The sequence below is a fragment of the Flavobacterium gawalongense genome (assembly GCF_007097265.1).
Taxonomy (GTDB): Bacteria; Bacteroidota; Bacteroidia; order Flavobacteriales; family Flavobacteriaceae; genus Flavobacterium; species Flavobacterium gawalongense.
Genome location: NZ_VJZP01000021.1, coordinates 24,683 through 43,598, shown reverse-complemented (window position 1 = coordinate 43,598; position 18,916 = coordinate 24,683). Strand labels below are relative to the sequence as shown.

At 32.8% G+C, this 18,916-nt stretch carries 17 protein-coding genes and 2 tRNA genes; 8 read left to right on the top strand and 11 right to left on the bottom strand.

Going from position 1 to position 18,916, the window contains the following annotated elements; translation table 11 throughout:
• Nucleotides 1-7 precede the first annotated feature (7 nt).
• The 4 genes from FNW38_RS11655 (at nucleotide 8) to FNW38_RS11645 (ending at nucleotide 1,264) form a co-directional block, all read left to right on the top strand.
• Nucleotides 8-80 (top strand) — tRNA-Met (locus FNW38_RS11655).
• 32 nt (nucleotides 81-112) lie between these two features.
• Nucleotides 113-185, top strand: a tRNA-Met gene (locus tag FNW38_RS11650).
• Between the two features lie 398 nt (nucleotides 186-583).
• Complete coding sequence (locus tag FNW38_RS17505; RefSeq protein WP_185963134.1) at nucleotides 584-727, top strand: hypothetical protein; 144 nt, start codon at nucleotides 584-586, stop codon at nucleotides 725-727.
• Nucleotides 728-847: 120 nt separating this feature from the next.
• Nucleotides 848-1,264 (top strand): ribosomal maturation YjgA family protein, encoded by a 417-nt coding sequence (locus FNW38_RS11645; RefSeq protein ID WP_143386128.1) that lies wholly within the window; start codon nucleotides 848-850, stop codon nucleotides 1,262-1,264.
• A 322-nt stretch (nucleotides 1,265-1,586) separates the two neighbouring features.
• On the opposite strand, the gene FNW38_RS11640 is transcribed toward FNW38_RS11645, so the two are convergent.
• Nucleotides 1,587-2,441, bottom strand: coding sequence for a leucine-rich repeat domain-containing protein (locus tag FNW38_RS11640; protein WP_143386127.1), 855 nt, complete (start codon nucleotides 2,439-2,441; stop codon nucleotides 1,587-1,589).
• 181 nt (nucleotides 2,442-2,622) lie between these two features.
• Here FNW38_RS11640 and FNW38_RS11635 point away from each other — a divergent pair, with 181 nt between their 5' ends.
• Nucleotides 2,623-3,105 (top strand): DUF1761 domain-containing protein, encoded by a 483-nt coding sequence (locus FNW38_RS11635; RefSeq protein ID WP_143386126.1) that lies wholly within the window; start codon nucleotides 2,623-2,625, stop codon nucleotides 3,103-3,105.
• 59 nt (nucleotides 3,106-3,164) lie between these two features.
• On the opposite strand, the gene FNW38_RS11630 is transcribed toward FNW38_RS11635, so the two are convergent.
• Nucleotides 3,165-3,443 carry a 4a-hydroxytetrahydrobiopterin dehydratase gene (locus FNW38_RS11630; protein ID WP_143386125.1) on the bottom strand — a complete coding sequence of 93 codons (279 nt, stop codon included), beginning with the start codon at nucleotides 3,441-3,443 and terminating at the stop codon, nucleotides 3,165-3,167.
• Between the two features lie 97 nt (nucleotides 3,444-3,540).
• On the opposite strand from FNW38_RS11630, the gene FNW38_RS11625 reads away from it, so the two are divergent.
• Complete coding sequence (locus FNW38_RS11625; protein ID WP_144064873.1) at nucleotides 3,541-4,689, top strand: peptidogalycan biosysnthesis protein; 1,149 nt, start codon at nucleotides 3,541-3,543, stop codon at nucleotides 4,687-4,689.
• Here FNW38_RS11625 and FNW38_RS11620 read toward each other — a convergent pair.
• Entirely contained in the window at nucleotides 4,682-5,554 is an 873-nt protein-coding gene (locus tag FNW38_RS11620) for a diacylglycerol/lipid kinase family protein (protein ID WP_235891109.1), read from the bottom strand. The genes FNW38_RS11625 and FNW38_RS11620 overlap by 8 nt on opposite strands.
• An 82-nt stretch (nucleotides 5,555-5,636) precedes the next feature.
• Between FNW38_RS11620 and FNW38_RS11615 the strand changes: the two genes are divergently transcribed.
• Nucleotides 5,637-6,605 carry an App1 family protein gene (locus tag FNW38_RS11615; RefSeq protein WP_143386122.1) on the top strand — a complete coding sequence of 323 codons (969 nt, stop codon included), beginning with the start codon at nucleotides 5,637-5,639 and terminating at the stop codon, nucleotides 6,603-6,605.
• Between the two features lie 31 nt (nucleotides 6,606-6,636).
• Here FNW38_RS11615 and FNW38_RS11610 read toward each other — a convergent pair whose 3' ends face one another.
• A complete protein-coding gene (locus FNW38_RS11610; RefSeq protein WP_143386121.1) occupies nucleotides 6,637-8,544 on the bottom strand; it encodes an ABC transporter ATP-binding protein in 1,908 nt (635 codons plus the stop codon).
• Nucleotides 8,545-8,617: 73 nt separating this feature from the next.
• Here FNW38_RS11610 and FNW38_RS11605 point away from each other — a divergent pair, with 73 nt between their 5' ends.
• On the top strand, nucleotides 8,618-9,001 hold the full coding sequence (locus FNW38_RS11605) for a DUF983 domain-containing protein (protein WP_143386120.1): 384 nt from the start codon (nucleotides 8,618-8,620) through the stop codon (nucleotides 8,999-9,001).
• A 2-nt stretch (nucleotides 9,002-9,003) separates the two neighbouring features.
• Here FNW38_RS11605 and FNW38_RS11600 read toward each other — a convergent pair whose 3' ends face one another.
• The 7 genes from FNW38_RS11600 to topA all read right to left on the bottom strand — a co-directional run bounded on the left by FNW38_RS11600 (nucleotide 9,004) and on the right by topA (nucleotide 18,847).
• A complete protein-coding gene (locus tag FNW38_RS11600) occupies nucleotides 9,004-10,056 on the bottom strand; it encodes an NAD(P)/FAD-dependent oxidoreductase (RefSeq protein WP_144064872.1) in 1,053 nt (350 codons plus the stop codon).
• Between the two features lie 101 nt (nucleotides 10,057-10,157).
• Nucleotides 10,158-11,048, bottom strand: coding sequence for a type IX secretion system ring subunit PorN/GldN (gene porN / locus FNW38_RS11595; protein WP_143386210.1), 891 nt, complete (start codon nucleotides 11,046-11,048; stop codon nucleotides 10,158-10,160).
• A 47-nt stretch (nucleotides 11,049-11,095) separates the two neighbouring features.
• Complete coding sequence (gene porM / locus FNW38_RS11590) at nucleotides 11,096-12,646, bottom strand: type IX secretion system motor protein PorM/GldM (protein WP_143386118.1); 1,551 nt, start codon at nucleotides 12,644-12,646, stop codon at nucleotides 11,096-11,098.
• 45 nt (nucleotides 12,647-12,691) lie between these two features.
• Nucleotides 12,692-13,342 (bottom strand): type IX secretion system motor protein PorL/GldL, encoded by a 651-nt coding sequence (gene porL, locus FNW38_RS11585; RefSeq protein ID WP_143386117.1) that lies wholly within the window; start codon nucleotides 13,340-13,342, stop codon nucleotides 12,692-12,694.
• Nucleotides 13,343-13,396: 54 nt separating this feature from the next.
• Complete coding sequence (gene porK, locus FNW38_RS11580; protein WP_144064870.1) at nucleotides 13,397-14,803, bottom strand: T9SS ring complex lipoprotein PorK/GldK; 1,407 nt, start codon at nucleotides 14,801-14,803, stop codon at nucleotides 13,397-13,399.
• Nucleotides 14,804-15,074: 271 nt separating this feature from the next.
• The gene (locus FNW38_RS11575) at nucleotides 15,075-16,232 is read right to left on the bottom strand and encodes a formimidoylglutamase (protein WP_144064869.1); all 1,158 of its coding nucleotides are present in this window, start codon (nucleotides 16,230-16,232) and stop codon (nucleotides 15,075-15,077) included.
• A gap of 98 nt (nucleotides 16,233-16,330) precedes the next feature.
• Nucleotides 16,331-18,847 carry a type I DNA topoisomerase gene (gene topA, locus FNW38_RS11570; RefSeq protein WP_144064868.1) on the bottom strand — a complete coding sequence of 839 codons (2,517 nt, stop codon included), beginning with the start codon at nucleotides 18,845-18,847 and terminating at the stop codon, nucleotides 16,331-16,333.
• Between the last annotated feature and the right edge of the window lie 69 nt (nucleotides 18,848-18,916).

The window sequence follows — 18,916 nt, the reverse complement described above, 5'->3', positions numbered from 1 at the left end:
GAAACATCGCGGGATAGAGCAGTAGGCAGCTCGTCGGGCTCATAACCCGAAGGTCACAGGTTCGAGTCCTGTTCCCGCTACTACCAATTTTATTGAAATTACAAACGCACATCGCGGGATAGAGCAGTAGGCAGCTCGTCGGGCTCATAACCCGAAGGTCACAGGTTCGAGTCCTGTTCCCGCTACTAAAAAAGCTCCAGAGAAATCTGGAGCTTTTTTTATGAAATAAATCTAAGGCTTTAGAAACATGGGCTACATGTAAATCTCTATAAAGCGCTACTTTGCCACAATTAATTGTTGTTAGTACGATTATACCTATATTTGTTTAGTACAAAACTGAATTTTACCAGACCAATCCCTTCAAATATATGTGGTTTGGGATGATTCTGTCAGACCTACACATACCAGTTGCATCACAATTTAAAAAAACACAAATACAATAACTTAAAGCAACAGACAACCTTTAATAAAATCAAAACTCAAACAAACAATAATTACTTTATCATAAATACTTAATAAACATATATGTTCAAACAATTATTATTAGCTGCTATACTAATTGCGCTATCAACAGGATGCTCCGATGAATGTACCAAAAACAATTGTAAGACCTGCATACCAAATAGGTGGCGGATATTATCCCGAGGAAAAATATAAGGTTCCTTGTGATTTTAACCCTGGTCAAATTGGAAAATTACGAGACAGTATTAAATTTACCATAAAATAAATAAAAGAAGTAGTGTCTAAAGATCTTAAAAAAAGAGCATCCTATAAGAAGTACACGAGCAAACCTGTTGAATAAATGCAAACTAAAAGCTGGACGTTAGGCACAAACTAAATTAAAATTATGCTAACATTTAATAAAAACTACTTTGGCTTCGCAATTTTAATTTTTTCCATTGAGGTATTAATTGCCTTTTTTGTCAATGATGATTTTGTCAGGCCATATCTTGGGGATGTTTTGGTTGTTATTCTTCTCTATTGCTTTTTAAAATCTTTTCTCAAATTGCCAGTTTTAATTGTTGCACTATTTGCATTGGCTTTCTCTTTCGCCATAGAATTTCTTCAATTTTTAAATATTGTCGAAAAGCTAAGTTTAGAAAAATCAAAAATTGCCAGAACTGTTATCGGAACTTCATTTTCATGGATTGATTTATTAACTTATATTGCTGGAATTGCAATAGTTATTGTTGTCGAAAAGTATTGGTTTAAAAAAGAAATAAAGACAGTCCCTAAAAGCGATTTTAAGCAGGTGGGATTTTAAAGCTAAACCAAAACTTCTTTTTGTATAATTGACTTGGGTAAAAACGAAAACCCTAGTTATAAAAATCCTCACCTGCTTAAAGCCTTTGAACTTAAAAAATAACTCATTCAAGATATTCTTTTAAATTATAAGCTACTATATACAAAAAATCCCTAAATCAGGTTTTAAATCAGCTCAATAACACAATATTATAGCGTACAAAAAAACCTGTGAAGCAAGCCGCACAGGTTTTCCCAACTAAATTTAATAAAACTAACTTATTTTTAAAAAAACTAAACTCATTTTTTTTAAAGCATTAACTCATTTTTTTTTATTTCATGGATTAATCTTCCGAAACGATTGCTGAATTTTTATCGGTAGTTACATCCAATAAAACGGCAATTCCTTTATCATTCACCATCGTCATATTTAATGTATCCAAAGCAGCTAAATCCTTAGACACTAATCCATTAAACATGTTATAAGAAATATTCATTTCTTTCAAGTTATTCAATTTTTCCAACTCCAATGGCACTTGACCATTCATTTTATTATCAAACAAACTAAGATTTTCAAGAGAAGTCATATTTACCACTTGACGGCTTAATTCTCCTGTCAGTTTATTACTATTTAGAAGTAACGTTTTTATTGTTTTAATATCATAAAGCGAACTCGGAATTTGTCCTGTAATTTCATTGTTAAATAATGACAGAACTTCTAATTGTTTTAAAGCTCCTATTTGCAAAGGCAACTCTCCTGAAAGAGTATTCATGTAAAGTTCTAAATCTTTTAAATTACTCAATTCACAAACAGAGGAAGGAATTGTTCCTGACAATTTATTGAATGAAAGGTTTAACACTTTCAAATCTTTTAAATTTCCGATAGAAGAAGGAATCACTCCAGATATTTTATTTTTGTGTAAATCCAACTCTTGCAGATTAACCAAATTGGCAATCGCCTTTGGAATTTCGCCAACTAAATTGTTGTTAGCTAAATTTACTGAGACTACTTTTTCGTCTTGCAACTTAACTCCATGCCAAGTAGAAACTGGTGATGATAAATCCCACTTTACAATCCACTGACTTCCATTTGTAGATTGATATAATTTCACTAATGCATCTTTCTCAGATTGAGATACATTAGCCAACATTGAAAATGAAAACAAAAGGGTTAAAAATAGGGTAGTTATATTTTTCATAACATGATTTTTTTTACTTTTTACACACCTAAATCTACATACATTATGGCTAATCAACAAATAAAATCGATGAAATGCAATGTTTTATATTTATTATAGAGTTATATCTTACAAATAATAACTGTTATTGTTAAATAATATTTTATTAAATTTGATTCACTAATCTTTAAAAATCAATTTTATGGAAATGAATTTTCTAGCACTTTTAGTTGCCGCATTGTCTACGCTTGTAGTAGGATTTATTTGGTACAACCCCAACGTTTTTGGAACTATTTGGATGAAAGAATCAGGAATGACTGAAGAAAAAATGAAAGGAGGAAATATGCTTTTGACATTTGGAATTTCATTTCTTTACGCCTTTTTCATCAGCTTTGTTCTTCAATTCCTCACAATACATCAAACTGGCGCCTTAGGGATGATTGGAGGCGACCCAAGTATTGCAAAACCTTCATACATCACTTTTATGGCAGATTATGGATTATCATTTAGAACCTTCAAACACGGGGCATTACATGGTTTTATGACTGGACTATTTTTAGCATTGCCAATTATAGGAACTAATGCCCTATACGAAAAAAGAAGCTTCAAATACACCCTTGTAACTGGCGGTTTCTGGATAGTATGCTTTATGATTATGGGGGGAATTATTTGTGCTTGGAAATAATTATCAAAATAATCTGAAATAAATTTCGCCTTGTCATTATTACAAGACGAAATTTATTTTTATTGTATTTGTTCTATGGCTTTTGCCAAATCAATATCCTTATCGGTAACACCATTTGCATCATGAGTAGTTAACCGAATCGTTACTTTATTGTACACATTGAATAATTCCGGATGATGATTTCTTTTCTCCGCCATTACCCCTACCTGAACAATAAAACCTAATGCTTGGGTGAAGTCTATAAACTTAAACTTTTTCTCGATTCCATTATTACTAAATTGCCATTCCTTTAGCTCTTTTAATTGGGATTGAATTGATTCCTCTGAATAGGTTTTCATAATTTCCTTTTTTATTTATATAAAGTTAGTTAATTTAGAAACATAGAGAAATACTTTAACTTTATTAACTAATTTTGGTAAAACATTAAAATTCAATTTGAGTACACCTTATTCTTTCAAAATTTATAATTCTACAGCTCAACTTCCAGTACAATGGAATGATTTAGCTGTTTCTACCATTTTTTTATCCAAAAAATATCTGGAAGTTTTAGAAAAAACATCTCCGGGAAATATGGTCTGTCATTTCATTGGAATTTTCGAAAATGATATTTTAGTTGGCATTGCACTTTCCCAATTTTTAGATTTGAACAAATTGGAATCTTTTGGGGAACGCGACAAATGCATCAAAACTGCTGTACGGAATTTTGTTTTCAGAAACTTTGGGTCTCACGTACTAGTCATTGGTAACAACATGCTGACTGGCCAAAACTCATATGCGTTATCCGATACTATTGATAAAAAGAGAGCTTTACAAGCATTAAATTCTGCTACAACTGAATTGAAAAAAATGTTTAAATCTAAAGGTAAAAAGATTCATATTACCACATATAAAGATTTCGACAAAGAGGAAATTAATCATTTCGCCATTCCAGAATTCGAAAATGATTATCAGTTTTCCACACAACCCAATATGGTTTTTGCAATTAATGGAAATTGGAAATCAGAGCAAGATTACATCGACTCTCTTTCAAAAAAATACCGAGATCAGTACAAAAGAGCCCGAAAAAAAGCGAATGTGATTGAAAAAAGAAAATTACACCTCGAAGACATCATCGCTTTAGAAGATACTATTTATAATTTGTATATTCATGTCGCTAAAAATGCTCCTTTCAATACTTTTTTTCTACCTAAAAATCATTTTAGAACTTTTAAAGAAATCTTTAAGGACAAATTCCTTTTTTACGGTTATTTCATAAATGAAAAACTAATTGGTTTCAACACTTTGATAAAAAATGGTGCCGTAATGGACACCTATTTTCTGGGGTATAACGAAAGCATTCAGCGTGAAAAAATGTTGTATTTGAATATGTTATACGACATGATTGCCTATTCCATTAATAAAGGTTTTAAGGAAATTGTTTTTGCCAGAACCGCTTTGGAGATCAAAAGTTCTGTAGGAGCAAAACCTGTGAAAATGTATGGATTCATAGCGCATAGCAATCCAATTGTCAATTCGTATATGCCAAAAATATTCAAATATTTAGAGCCCGAAACGATTTGGCAAGAACGAAATCCATTTAAATAATCTCATTGTTTGGATTGGGTATTGCAACTTTCATCTGTTTGGGTAAAATTTCGATATTCAGTTTTGTTTCTTTTCCGAAATATTCTCCATCAATTTGAAAACTAACTGGTACATTTGTCGTTATTGTTGCATTATCGGTTGAAATTATCTCTATATCTTCGGAATCTATTGGCATATTTCCAGTAATAATTTTCCCAAGTACAACTAAATCCAAATTTTTCAAAATAACTAATTCAAACTTTCCATCATTCATAACCCCATTAGGATTTATAGAAACTCCGGTGCCATATTTTTTGGAATTAGCTATGACAATCATTCTTGCCAAACATTCTATCGTTGAAAAATCACCGGTAATCGTGGCCGTAAAAGGGTCCTCTAAATCAATCAAAGTGGATACCGTTTGTAAAACGTAACCCCATTTACCCCGAATGGTGCTTTTTTCATAGTTCTTAATCATTTCCGCATTAAGGCCCAAATCACTTAGATGAATACTTTTTTTTCCATTGATGGAAATCATATCTATTTCCATATAATCATTATGAAAAGCGATTTCTAAGTTTTCTTCGATTGTTGATGGCAAATTCAAATCTACAGCTAAACCATTGGCGGATCCAGCCGGTAAAATCCCAATAATAACATCATTTTTTTCCATTGCCTCTGCAACCATTTTTATTGTTCCGTCACCACCCGCTACAATAATCCTTTTTGGTTTATATGTTTTATAAAGTACTTTTATATTTACAATATCTGATACCCCGGAAGTATTATAAATCACCAGATTCAAATTTTCCTTTTCAGCAAAAATTGTTGTTGCTTCAACCAACTCTGATTTATCAATATCTCCAGAAACAGGATTTACAACCATTAGAATATTATTTTTCAAACTTTATCTTCTTTTATTGATTAAAAATAATTAATTTCAACTCCAATCAAAAGTACTGCAATAAATGAAACCAATTTTAAAATTATACCGAGGCTATGCTAATGAGCAGGAATTAATTGTCATGGGACATGTTTTCAAACCAACATCGATTGAGGAGTATAATTTTCAAAAAAAGAATCTCAAAAATGCTACTTCAGTAATTAAAATGTTTCAAATAAAAACACAAGCAAACGCCGATGTCTATTTGGAACACAACAAAACCAAAATTCATACCAAAACACTTAATGACGGTTATTTTAAGTTTTGTGTTCCATTAGACCAAGACATTAATTATGGTTGGATTGACTATGAAGTGAGTATTGTTCACGAAAACAAAACCCTAACAAGTAGAGACAGTTACATCCGTCCTCACAAAGGTAATTTAGGAATCATATCCGACATTGATGATACTTTTTTAGTTTCTCATACGCTTAATCCTTTGAAAAAATTATATGTTTTGTTATTCAAAAATATAAATAAAAGGAAAATTTATGAAGATGTTGTCTCACATTATCAGGCATTGAGCACAGCAGGAAGAGACAATAAAGAGGAATTCAATGCTTTTTTCTATGTTTCAAGCAGCGAATGGAATTTATATCGTTTTATTACAAATTTCACCGAAATTCATCAACTACCAAAAGCGGTTTTATTATTGAAAGATATTAAAACGAGTCTTACTGATTTTTTTCTGACGGGCAGAGGCAATCACAACCATAAGTTTGACAAAATAAAACACATTTTAGAATTTTACCCCAATTTAGAATATGTCCTTCTTGGTGATGATTCGCAACATGACCCTTTTTTATACGAAGCCATTTGTAAAATTTTCCCAGTTACCGTAAAAGCAGTTTATATTAGACAAACGGGACAATCTAAAAAGGAAAAAGTAATAAGTGTTTTAAAAAATTTAGAAACTTTGAAAGTTTCCATTTGTTATTTCAAAAATAGCAGCGAAGCCATTGCCCATTCTAAAATGATTGGAATTATTGTATAAAAAAGAGTCCCAAAATTGGAACTCTCATTTTTTATAAATTATCTATTTCTTCCTGAACAATTTCCCAATCTGAAAGAAGTTTGTCCAACTCAGCTTTTTTCTTGTTGTATGCTGTGAAAAATTTAGCATCCTCAATGTGTTTGTCATAATTAGAAGCGAGCATTTTGTCATCGTTTTGAATGTCTTTTTCCAATTGCTTGATTTGGCTCTCCACTTTGCTCAATTTATTTTGCAAGGCTTTCCCTTTTTTCTGATCTTCGTAAGAAGCTTTATTGCTCTCTTTTGGCGCTGCCACTTTTTGAGCATCTTTTTTCTCCACTTCACGCATATTCTCCATATTGCGTTGTTCCAAGAAATAGTTGATATCGCCTAAATATTCTTTTATTTTTTGGTCTTTAAACTCATAAACCAAATTTGACATTCCCTGCAAGAAATCTCTATCGTGAGAAACCAACAATAAAGTACCGCCAAATTTTTGAAGTGCCGCTTTCAAAACATTCTTGGATTTGATGTCCAAGTGATTCGTAGGCTCATCCATCAGCAAAACATTAATGGGCTGCAGTAATAATTTACATAGTGCTAAACGGTTTCTTTCGCCTCCTGAAAGGACTTTTACCTTTTTCTCTACATCGTCACCTCTAAACAAGAAAGAACCCAGCATATCGCGTACTTTCATTCGGTTCGTATCAGCTGCCGCATCTTCCATGGTTTGCAACAAAGTAATTTCACCATCCAGATATTCAGCCTGATTTTGGGCAAAATAACCCAACTGTACATTATGACCTAACTTAATATTTCCTTGGTATTCGAATTCATCAACAATTGCTTTAATAAAAGTCGATTTTCCTTGTCCGTTTTGTCCAACGAATGCGATTTTGCTTCCGCGTTCTACTAACAGATTGATTTCCTTTAAAATCGTCTTATCCCCGTAGCTTTTGGTTACATTTTCAGCTTCGATAACTACTCTTCCCGGTTCTTTTGAAACTGGAAAAGTAATATTCATCACCGAATTGTCGTCTTCATCCACTTCAATACGTTCTATTTTATCTAGTTTTTTAATCATCGATTGTGCCATCGAAGCTTTGGAAGCTTTGGCACGGAATTTCTCGATTAACTTCTCGGTCTCTTCAATTTTTTTGGCTTGATTTTTTTGCGTTGCCAATTGCTTTTCACGAATTTCATGACGCAATTCTAAATATTGGGAATACGGTTTGTTGAAATCATACGCTTTTCCAAGAGAAATTTCGATAGTTCTATTGGTCACATTATCCAAGAACATTTTATCGTGTGAGACAATCACCACAACACCAGGATAATTACGAAGGAAACTTTCTAACCAAATGATACTTTCAATATCCAAGTGATTCGTAGGCTCATCCAGCAACAAAACATCATTGGCCTGCAATAATAATTTGGCTAATTCGATACGCATTCTCCATCCACCAGAAAAAGTTTCGGTTTGATTGTCAAAAACTTCCCTTTTGAAACCCAAACCAAGAAGAATCTTCTCAGTATCACCAACATAATTATATCCGCCCAATAATTCAAAACGATGTGTATAATCGGATAAGTCTTCAATGATTTGACTGTATTCGTCACTTTCATAATCAGTTCTGGTAACTAACTGATGATTTATTTCTGCTAGCTTTTTTTCTACGATTTTAATATCCGTAAAAGCTTCATATGCTTCTTCAAGAACTGTCCTCCCTTGTTCAAAATCAATATCCTGACGCAAAAATCCCATTCGAAGATCTTTCTCTTGAGAAATAACCCCTGAATCAGGAGCAAAATCTTTTGCCAACATTTTAAGCATGGTCGATTTTCCGGCCCCGTTTTTCCCAACAAGACCCACACGGTCTCCAGCACCCAATCGAAAGGTAACTTCTTCAAATAAATAAGAACCTCCAAACGAAACGGATAAATTATGTATATTAAGCATGTATTGTTATTTTATTCCTTTTCGAATGTGTAAATTTGCAACTCTAAAAAAGGAAAAATTAATTTTTTTGCAAATGTTAAAAAAAGGATCCAAATTATATAGCATTTTAACAGGAACTTGTCCTAAATGTCAGAATGAGAGTATGTATTTGGATAAAAATCCGCTGCATTTAGACAAAATTTTAAAAATGCATGAAAAATGTAGTCATTGTGGTTTAAAATATCAAATTGAACCATCCTTCTTTTATGGCGCTATGTATGTAAGTTATGGATTGAATGTTGCAGTTGCAATTGCTGCCTTTATAATCTCTTTTTTGATTTTTGGCTCCAGTCTGAAAGTTGCTTTCATTTCAATAATTGCCTCACTTATTGTCTCATTCCCATTTGTTTTGCGTTTATCAAGAAACATATACATCAATATGTTTGTTTCATATGATCCAAAAACAAACCTAAAATAATACTATTTTTTTCCTTTAGGCAGAAATCGGTTAATATCAATTGCTGCATTTAAAGGAATTTGATATTCTATGTTGTCAAATAATGCTTTTGCCATTGCTGGCCCCAGCATAACTCCTCTTGTACCCAAACCATTGAGAATATGTATTGATTCATACTTTTGATGTGTTCCTACTAAAGGTCTTCTGTCTTTTACAGTTGGCCTAACTCCCGCAAAATGCTCCACAATTGCAAAATCACAAGTAATAATTTCTTTTATTCTTTCTATTAATTCCGTTTTTCCATCTTCTGTAGGCAAGTCGGTTTTATCTTTCCAATTATAGGTTGCACCAACTTTAAATAAATCATTCCCAAGTGGTAAAATAAACACGCTCGTATTTACAATTACATCTAAATCCAACTCAGATGCTTTTATAATAAAAAGCTCGCCTTTTGTTCCGTCTAAAGGCAAATGATTAAAATAGGGATTGGCATGCATGCCAAAACCTTCTGCAAAAATGATATGTCTGGCTTTTAAATCTTTATAACGAATGCCATCACTTTCAATTTTTAAAGCATCATAATCAAAAGATTCTTCCCGAAACAGATTATTTTGTTTAAGATATTCCCTGTATTTATTTAATAACAAAGCGGTGTCTACATAGCCCGTTTGTAAAACTTCGCCATACCCATAAGGAGAATCAATTCCTAAATACTTTTTGGAAATCAATTGTGTAGATAAAAAAGGAGCTAACGCTGCTTTATCCGAAGCAGCAAACCAATTATTTTGTTCTTCTATGGAGAAAAATTTTCTTAAAATAGGTCTTTTAAAATCAACTTTGCAATTTAGTTTTTTCTCCAAAAAAGTATAAAATTCATTCATCAACACCAATTGTTCTTGAGCTTTCCACACTTCACTAAAGCGTTTTAAAATTACCGGATTATACAAACCACCGGCAATTTTGGACGAATTTTGGGAATTATTATCCAAAACTAAAATCGACTTGTCGCTTCGCAAAGCAAACTCTGCAAATGAAACACCCGCTAAACCCGAACCTACTATTAAATAATCAATCATTTTAAAAACCTCTTTTAAACTAAATACAAAGTAAACACATTAAAATAAAAAAACTCTTACCATTATAGTAAGAGTTTATCATTATATTTTTGAAATTGAAATTAATAATTCCACATATCTTGTTCGAAATTGCGAATTTTTTCTTTCACTCTTTCTGATTCCAACAATTGATTTTGAGCATTATCTTTCATATATTCATCAATAGCTCTGTCTCCGTAAACATTTTCTTCTTTGTAAATAACACTATTAAAACGTCTTGAATTTAATATTTGATCAAAAGAAACTGGCATTGCAGAATTTTTATCATTGAAAGCCTTAGCTTCATGTAAAACTTCTCTTGCAGCAGGAAAAAATACCCAAAACAACTCAATATAATCTTTTTCGTCGCTATTCATAGTATAAACATCCGGCGTAATAGGACAAATACCGAGTAAACGATATTTCAATTCGCTTTGACGTTTGTCAAAATACCAATAGCCCTTAATTTTATACTTCGATACATCTTGAGCTGTAAGATCTTGTTTTAAGATATACTCAGGCGATATTTGAGCACCTGCGTTAATTTGTTCTCTTCCAGCATCAGTAGTATCGATACGGGTCAATGAACCTTGAATATCTTCTATAGATTTTTTGGTATTAAAATAACTATCCGTATATACTTCAGTAATTTTACCATTTCTCATTGCTTTAGTCAAAACATCATACAAGGATCTTCTATCCGAGCCAATATTTGCTGTATCAATTGGAAAATACAATGCGAAATTTATCTTTTCACTTAAATCGATTATTTCCCAAGTGGTTTTTCCCATTAAAACATCTCTGTCGTGTACATAACCATAAACTAATGGTTTGTCATTATCAGAAATCAGCTGTGCAGCTGTCTTAAGCCCAATTTGGTCTGGTGTTTTAGCATTCAGCAAATTAGATTGTGCTACAGATGTAAAACTCCACATTGCAGAGACAATAACTATTAAAAAATTTCTTACATTCATCATGGTATCATAATAAGATATTGAAGTAGGCTTTGTCTAAAACTTACTTATTGTGTTATTTCAAAAATTACTGGAGCTGTTCTTGGCAATAAATAACTACCGGCACCAACAAGTTTTGTTTTAATTTCAGAAATGGTAACCTGATCACCTCTAACTGCTTTAGAAAGAACAGCATTACACTGCGCATTTAATTTATTTCCTTGAACTACAACGGTAGGCTGACCTGTTACTTTCAAATTAAAGCCAACTACATTTAAACCAACTTCAAAATCAAAATCAACTAATTTAGCTCCAATTGTAGCAATTTGCAAATTTGATTTAGGTCCTTTTACCACACCCATTTCTCCTCTAATAGTTCCAGTTGGACCAGGAATACCTTTTATTCTAAAGGTTTTCTTATCAGAAACTTTAGAACCATCAGGAAGCGAACCAGTAACATTAATAACTACTTCAGAACCACCACCCGGACTCATATTGTATTTACCACCACCCGCAGAACTTAATCCTGGAGCAGAGGCTGTAACTTTATCAGCTGTAACACCAGCAAAAGAAATCGTCATAGGATTTACAACACCTCTATAAACTACATTCATTTTATCAGCAGAAATTGTAGCCGATTTTGGTCTGGCAACAACTACATATTTGTCTTTGATAGGTAAACTAACTACTTTTCCATTTTCATCGAAATTGAAAGAACCTCCTATTGCATGTTCTCCTATATTACCTGCTCCAAAAGAAAATTTAGCTTGACCCGCTTGAGCTTGTACACTTGATCCATTAATAATAACTGATTTTGCCTTCAATGAAGGATCAAATTTTCCTAAGATAATTTTACCCGTTACTGCTTCCCCTTGAAAGAAAACAGATTTATCAAGAACTACAATTGGTTGATAAGCAGTAAGAGAGGCTGCAGCAACTAAATCTGATTGAAACATACCAGACATTACATCACTTTCTGTTGTTTTGATGTCTGCTTGTAATTGTGATAATTTAGTTATAGTTGCTATAAGAGGATATCCTTTATAATTATAATCAATCCAATCTAATTTAGCACCTGCTTTTTCAGAATAAACTGGTTTCGTAGCAAATCTTGCTTCAATTTTTTTCATTTCTGAATCAGCAATTGAACTACCGCCAATTTCTTTTATTTGACTTGAAAAATTATTAATTTTATCTAGAAACTCTTTTCCTTTTTTAGAAACTCGATCTCCCGTAAAGAACATTCTATCAATCAAATCTCCTTTATCCATTTGCTCATATGGCAAATTTCCTTCAGTATCTCTTACGAACTTTTTAGTAACCGATGACTTAATGTTTTCAATATAGTCGTTAAACTCTTTAGACAACGCTCTTATTTTTTCAACCTTTGCTTTTTTATCACCGAATTGTCCTGGTTGATCCACTGCTTTTTGAGCTAATTGTTGAAATGAGCTTTCATTTCTAATGTCTGTTATAGAGTTGGACTCTACAATTTTATTATTTAAAATTCCAAAAGCTGACAACACTTCTTTGGACATATTTAATGCTAACATTGCGATAAAAACCAAGTACATTAGGTTTATCATCTTCTGTCTAGGGGTTAGTTTTCCTCCTGCCATATTTTCTACTAATTAGTTTGTTATTTTTATATAGTTTGAAACTAATTATCCTTTATTGTTCATTGCAGAAAGCATTCCTCCGTATACACTGTTAAGTGATGACAAATTAGATGTCAAAGACTGCATTTGGTCTTTTAATTTTAAGTTATTTTCAGCCACTTCTTCGTTTATCTGTGCATTTCTTGAAGCGCTTTGTAATTGAATTTTATATAAACTATTTAAAGATTCCATTTGGGCAGCAGCCAATGTCAATTCTTCGCTATATTTTTTAGTAGAAGCAATAGAATCTATAGTAGGTGCGATACCTTTTGCAGCTGATTCGAAATTTTTAATGCTATTTCCTAAACTAGACATTAATTCACCATCAATTTTAGCATCTTTTAACATTGCATCTAATTTTTGAGATAACAATCCTTGAGCATCAGAAGGAGTTTCTACTTTTGCCTTTTTCTCCCCTGTAGCTTTACCATTAGCCAGTTCCGGATAAACCAATGTCCAATCTAAATCGTCATCAACTGGTTCAAATGCAGAAAGAGCAAAAATTCCAGCTTCTACAACAAGTCCAATCGTTAGCATTAAATTTCCAGTTATAAAACCGAATTCAAGGTGCGTAATTTTAAATAATGCTCCGATGATTACAACTGCCGCTCCCATTCCGTAAGCGAAATTCATTGTTTTTTTGCTAAGTAATGCCATAATAATTTTTTTTTGGGTTAGTCATTTAAAGATTTGGTTTCTTTTGTTTATTTATTATTTACCTTTTTTGTTACTTCCGGTAGTTTGTAATCCCATATAATCCTGAACGGTTCTAAAACCAATAAAGCTTCTTGCAGAATCCGCATATTCGAAATCCCTTGTGCTTACTTGTAGGAAATAAGCAACGTCTTTCCAAGAACCTCCACGAACCACTTTACGTTTATTTGAAGCATCCAGAACATTAGGATTCATTGAAGACACATATTCGTATGCATTCGGATCATATGATGAATCCGTCCACTCAGAAACATTTCCTGCCATATTATAAAGATTATAACCGTTTGGCTCATAGGATTTTGCCTCTACAGTATACAAGGCTTCATCCGCTGCATAATCCCCTCTATTAGGCTTGAAATTAGCAAGAAAACAACCTCTGTCATTTTTAGTATACGGTCCTCCCCAAGGATATGTTGCAGACTGTAAACCTCCTCTGGCCGAATATTCCCATTCTGCTTCTGTAGGTAATCTAAAAGAATTTATTAAATCGTGACCTTTCTTTTTAGATTTAATATAAGTGTTTTTATTTAGGGTTCTCCAAGCGCAAAAAGCTTTAGCTTGAGTCCATTTTACACCCACAACAGGATAATCACCGTATGCTTTGTGCCAAAAATAATCATTATGCATTGGCTCATTATACGAATACGCAAAATCTTTAATCCAAACAGTTGTGTCAGGATATACGTTTACTTCTTCTGTTTTAATGAAATCTTTTCTCTTCCCTACCTTAGCTTTGGCAGCAGCTTGAATGTCCATCCAAGAATAACGGAATTTTAATTTATTTACATCTATTGTACGTAATCCATTATATGATGCTTCTATTGGCAAATACATGGAATCCATAACTTCAGTGTAATACTCATCCGGATACAACTTAGTATCTTTGATTAATTTCACTTTTTTATTAAGCTTTCTACCAGCATAAGGATCATCAGCAGTACCTACACTATAATAATTATCGTACATATATTTATCATATGCAGTCATCTTTTCTGGATCTGAATCATTAAAAGCAAAATCACCAATGCTACCGGCATTTTTACCTTTAGCATTTGTAGCTCCAGCTTTTTGTCCGCTTTCATCGGCAAGTATAGCTAATCGAACTCTCATTGTGGAGTCTTTTACCCATTCTACAAATTGACGGTATTCACTATTTGTAATTTCTGTTTCATCCATGTAAAATGAACGAACAGTAACAGTCTTTGTAGGAGCATCTTCAACATCAGCCAAATCATCATCTGATTTACCCATAATAAAAGCACCACCTGGAATTAATGCCATTCCGTAAGGTTTCTCAGGATGCCATTTCCCTCCATTAATACCAACTAATTCTCCTTTGTCGCTTGATTTACCGCAGCCAATTAAAAGGATCAAAATTGACGTATATGCAATGAACTTCTTCATATAAATTTGGTTATCTATTCATTATTTTTAAGTGTGTAAACCTATTTATTATTTATTAATAAAACAATATTTTTTATTACGAAACTTAATTTATTGCTTCAAAAATAATGTTAAATAAAATACAAAAAAAATATTTTGTCGATAAAATGCTAAAAAAATCGATAAAATACACAAAAAGCTCTTTTTTTATGAATTTTATAATATTAAGCTTATAAATTGCATTAATTAATTACCTGTTTTAAGGATTTTAATATAAATATCAAATAATTAATTATAAAATATTTTTACGTTGTGCTTTCCACCATCTTTCAGGTAGTTCTTGATTGCATGCCAATAAATACTCATCGTAGGAACATGGTAATAACGTATTTCTTTTTAATTTATTATTACCGTTTGAAATAAATGGTATTTCTATCCACCATCTGTCCGTTTTATCACTTTTATAAAAAACAAGTTCTTCCTCTTCTTCTTCCAGTGGAACTATATATTTCAAATAATTTTCCTTGCTTCCAAAAGGATATTCATTAGAACGATAATGAAAACCCTCTATGAAATACCAAATAATCTGTGCTATAATGACTGATTCTTGTGCGGAGTTATTATGGTTAAATATCCCAAAAGAAGACACTTTATCACTTATCCCTGCATATCGCGACAAAGAACAAATTTCTTTTCCATTAAAGCCATTAGGTGCAAACGAAATAAAATTCCCTGAATCAGATGATTTAACCGAATTCAAATCAATACTTACCAAATCCGCATCCCTGAAAACAGGTTCTGAAATGGATATATTATTAGAAATTTCGCCTAATCTGTACGCATCAAAAAATAATTTTTCTATCAAATCTATTTCTTCTTGTGAATTAAAATACGTTTGATACCCTACATTACAATAGTTAAAAAGATTATTGGGTTCGTCTATAATTATTTTTGTCAAATATGAAGAAGCTGATATTTCTTCATTTTCTTTTCCGAAGTCAAATTTATTATCAATGGAAACTAAATTGACCATCTGTTCCAAATCATCATAAGCTCTGTAAAGTGCATACGTCAAATCTTGAGAACCTCCAATAACAATAGGTATAATCTTTTTCTTAATTAGACTTGCAACGACTTTTTTTAATGCAAAATAAGTATCCGCAGCAGAATTTCCTGCAAGAATATCTCCTAAATCTGCAATTGAAGCATGCCAGTTTCCAGGAAACAAACCATATAACTCTTTCCTTAGTGGAATCAAATCAACATCAGAAACCGCTTTTTTATCTCCTCGATTTTCTAAAACGCCTATTACAGCAATTTTAATCTTATTTAAATCAGGAAAATGTTGTTCTGTATGCAATACAATTTTACTTCCCAATTGTTGAGAAGTCAATCCGTTTATATAACTAAGGATTTCATCATCTACGGGTTTCAGAAAATCAAATTCCATTTTATTTATTTATTTTCCTGTCCCCAACCCTTTCCATAAGAGCGACAGCGAACTGGCGAAGCAAAGAAGAGGGAAACGAAACCGGAATTAATTACTATTTATTTCTTTTTTACTACAGGTTTCTTAGCAACAGTTTTCTTTGCAGGCGCTTTTTTGGCAGCTACTTTTTTAGCTGGTGTTTTCTTGGCAATCATTTCCTGAACTTCCGCTAATGTTAATTTCGTAGCATCAACATCTTTACTCAATTCAATTTTGATTTTTCCTTTGGTAATAACCGAACGTCCCCAACGGGCTTTTTCAACTAAAATTCCTTCATCTTCCCAATTGTGTAAAACCTTATCAATATTTTTCTGCAATTTATCCTCAATCAATTCTTCAACGTCTGATTGTGACAAATTATCAAAATTGTATTTCTTGCTTACATTTATAAACAAACCATTCCATTTGATGAAAGGACCAAAACGACCAACACCTTTCTGAACACCTTCTCCTTTATAAACTGCAATCGGCGCATCAGCTATTGCTTTTTCGTCAATTAATTCTTTCGCTCTTTCAAAATCTACATCTAGAGGGTTTTCTCCTTTTGGCAAAGAAACAAAAGCTGCACCATGACGAATATAAGGACCAAAACGGCCATTACTCACCTCAACTTCCTCGCCTTTATACTGTCCAAGATTTTTTGGCAGCAAAAATAAATTTAAAGTTTCCTCTAAAGTAATGTTTCCAATATTCTGGTCTGCCATTAAACTGGCGAACTTTTTCTCTTCATCGTCTGCAGCTCCAATTTGGGCCATTGGTCCAAATTTCCCTAAACGCACCGAAACTGGCTTACCTGTTTTTGGATCTGTTCCTAAAATTCTTTCGCCACTTTCTCTATCCGCATTGGCTTCAACATCTTTTACTGTTGGATGAAATTTATCGTAGAATTCTTGCATCATTTTTGTCCAAACAATATTTCCTTCTGCAATTTCATCAAAATCCTGTTCCACTTTTGCGGTGAAATTATAATCGAGAATATTTCCGAAATTCTTAACCAAGAAATCCGTAACAATAGTTCCAATATCTGTAGGAACTAATTTTCCTTTATCAGAACCTGTATTTTCTTTCAGCAACTTCTCCCCTACTTTTCCAGATTGTAAAGTCAATTGTGTATAATTTCTTTCTTGTCCGTCTAGATTTCCTTTCTCGACATAATTTCTATTGATAATAGTAGAAATTGTTGGCGCATAAGTAGAAGGACGACCAATTCCTAATTCCTCTAATTTTTTTACCAAAGAAGCTTCGGTATATCTTGCAGCTGCACGGGAATATCTTTCTGTCGCTGTAATGTAATTGTTTTGCAATTTTTCGTTGACTTTCATCGCTGGCAACATACCTTCTTGCTCTTCATCGTCTTCATCATTACCTTCGAGATATACTTTAAGAAAACCTTCAAAAAGTAAAACTTCTCCAGAAGCAGTAAATATTTCGCCATGATTGTTAGCTTCAATTTTCACATTAGTACGCTCCAATTGTGCATCACTCATTTGCGAAGCCAAGGTTCTTTTCCAAATTAAATCATACAAACGGGCTTGATCTCTATCTATATTTACCGTGTGGCGTGACATATCCGTAGGACGAATTGCTTCGTGCGCTTCCTGTGCTCCTTTACTTTTATTGACAAAAGTTCTAGGCTTAGAAAACGCTGCACCGTACGACTTGATGATTTCAGCTTCGGCAGCTTCCATCGCATCTTTAGATAAGTTCACACTATCCGTTCTCATATACGTGATAAGTCCGGCTTCGTATAAGCGTTGCGCCAATTGCATAGTAATTCCAACAGGCAAATACAATTTACGAGCCGCTTCTTGTTGTAAAGTTGAAGTCGTAAATGGACCGGTTGGTGATTTTTTGGTAGGTTTAGTTTCTAAATCGGCTACCTTATATGTAGAACCTATATTTTTATTTAAAAAATCTTCGGCTTCTTTTTTAGTATTGAAATTTTTAGGCAGTTTGGCTTTGAATGATTTTCCTGCTTCGTTAGTGAATTCTGCCACAATAGAATACGTTGCAATTGCTTTAAAATTCTGAATTTCTCGTTCCCGTTCCACAATCAGACGAACTGAAACCGATTGAACACGACCTGCAGAAAGTCCTCCTTTTATTTTTCTCCAAAGTACAGGCGACAATTCATAACCAACTAATCGATCTAATACTCGACGCGCTTGTTGTGCATTAACTAAATTATAATCGATTTCACGTGGATTATCAATGGCTTTTAGAATTGCTGTTTTCGTGATTTCATGAAAAACAATTCGCTTGGTTTTCTTTTTGTCTAATTTTAATTCTTCGGCTAAATGCCAAGAAATAGCTTCTCCCTCGCGATCCTCATCACTTGCTAACCAGACCATTTCGGCATTTTTGGCTAAAGTCTTTAATTTGCCTACCAATGCTTTTTTATCGGCAGAAACTTCATATTTGGGTTTGAAACCATTTTCTACATCTACACCAATTTCTTTGGAAGGCAAGTCGGCAATATGCCCATAACTTGACTCTACTTGAAAATCACTTCCTAGAAATTTCTCGATTGTTTTTGCCTTTGCAGGGGACTCAACTATAACTAAATTCTTTGCCATTGCTCTATTTTTCTGGGACAAAAGTAGAAGTTTTTTTTAAATATTGAGCTTTTGGAAATTTTAAAAATA

What these genes read in the sequence shown, in the direction of transcription:
- FNW38_RS11640 (WP_143386127.1), bottom strand. Translation starts at nt 2,441, where the DNA reads ATGAAAAATATAACTACCCTATTTTTAACCCTTTTGTTTTCATTTTCA.
- porK (WP_144064870.1), bottom strand. Translation starts at nt 14,803, where the DNA reads ATGAAGAAGTTCATTGCATATACGTCAATTTTGATCCTTTTAATTGGC.
- FNW38_RS11630 (WP_143386125.1), bottom strand. Translation starts at nt 3,443, where the DNA reads ATGAAAACCTATTCAGAGGAATCAATTCAATCCCAATTAAAAGAGCTA.
- FNW38_RS11600 (WP_144064872.1), bottom strand. Translation starts at nt 10,056, where the DNA reads ATGATTGATTATTTAATAGTAGGTTCGGGTTTAGCGGGTGTTTCATTT.
- FNW38_RS11610 (WP_143386121.1), bottom strand. Translation starts at nt 8,544, where the DNA reads ATGCTTAATATACATAATTTATCCGTTTCGTTTGGAGGTTCTTATTTA.
- FNW38_RS11645 (WP_143386128.1), top strand. Translation starts at nt 848, where the DNA reads ATGCTAACATTTAATAAAAACTACTTTGGCTTCGCAATTTTAATTTTT.
- porM (WP_143386118.1), bottom strand. Translation starts at nt 12,646, where the DNA reads ATGGCAGGAGGAAAACTAACCCCTAGACAGAAGATGATAAACCTAATG.
- porL (WP_143386117.1), bottom strand. Translation starts at nt 13,342, where the DNA reads ATGGCATTACTTAGCAAAAAAACAATGAATTTCGCTTACGGAATGGGA.
- FNW38_RS11615 (WP_143386122.1), top strand. Translation starts at nt 5,637, where the DNA reads ATGAAACCAATTTTAAAATTATACCGAGGCTATGCTAATGAGCAGGAA.
- FNW38_RS11635 (WP_143386126.1), top strand. Translation starts at nt 2,623, where the DNA reads ATGGAAATGAATTTTCTAGCACTTTTAGTTGCCGCATTGTCTACGCTT.
- FNW38_RS11575 (WP_144064869.1), bottom strand. Translation starts at nt 16,232, where the DNA reads ATGGAATTTGATTTTCTGAAACCCGTAGATGATGAAATCCTTAGTTAT.
- porN (WP_143386210.1), bottom strand. Translation starts at nt 11,048, where the DNA reads ATGAATGTAAGAAATTTTTTAATAGTTATTGTCTCTGCAATGTGGAGT.
- FNW38_RS11620 (WP_235891109.1), bottom strand. Translation starts at nt 5,554, where the DNA reads ATGGTTGTAAATCCTGTTTCTGGAGATATTGATAAATCAGAGTTGGTT.
- FNW38_RS11605 (WP_143386120.1), top strand. Translation starts at nt 8,618, where the DNA reads ATGTTAAAAAAAGGATCCAAATTATATAGCATTTTAACAGGAACTTGT.
- topA (WP_144064868.1), bottom strand. Translation starts at nt 18,847, where the DNA reads ATGGCAAAGAATTTAGTTATAGTTGAGTCCCCTGCAAAGGCAAAAACA.
- FNW38_RS17505 (WP_185963134.1), top strand. Translation starts at nt 584, where the DNA reads ATGAATGTACCAAAAACAATTGTAAGACCTGCATACCAAATAGGTGGC.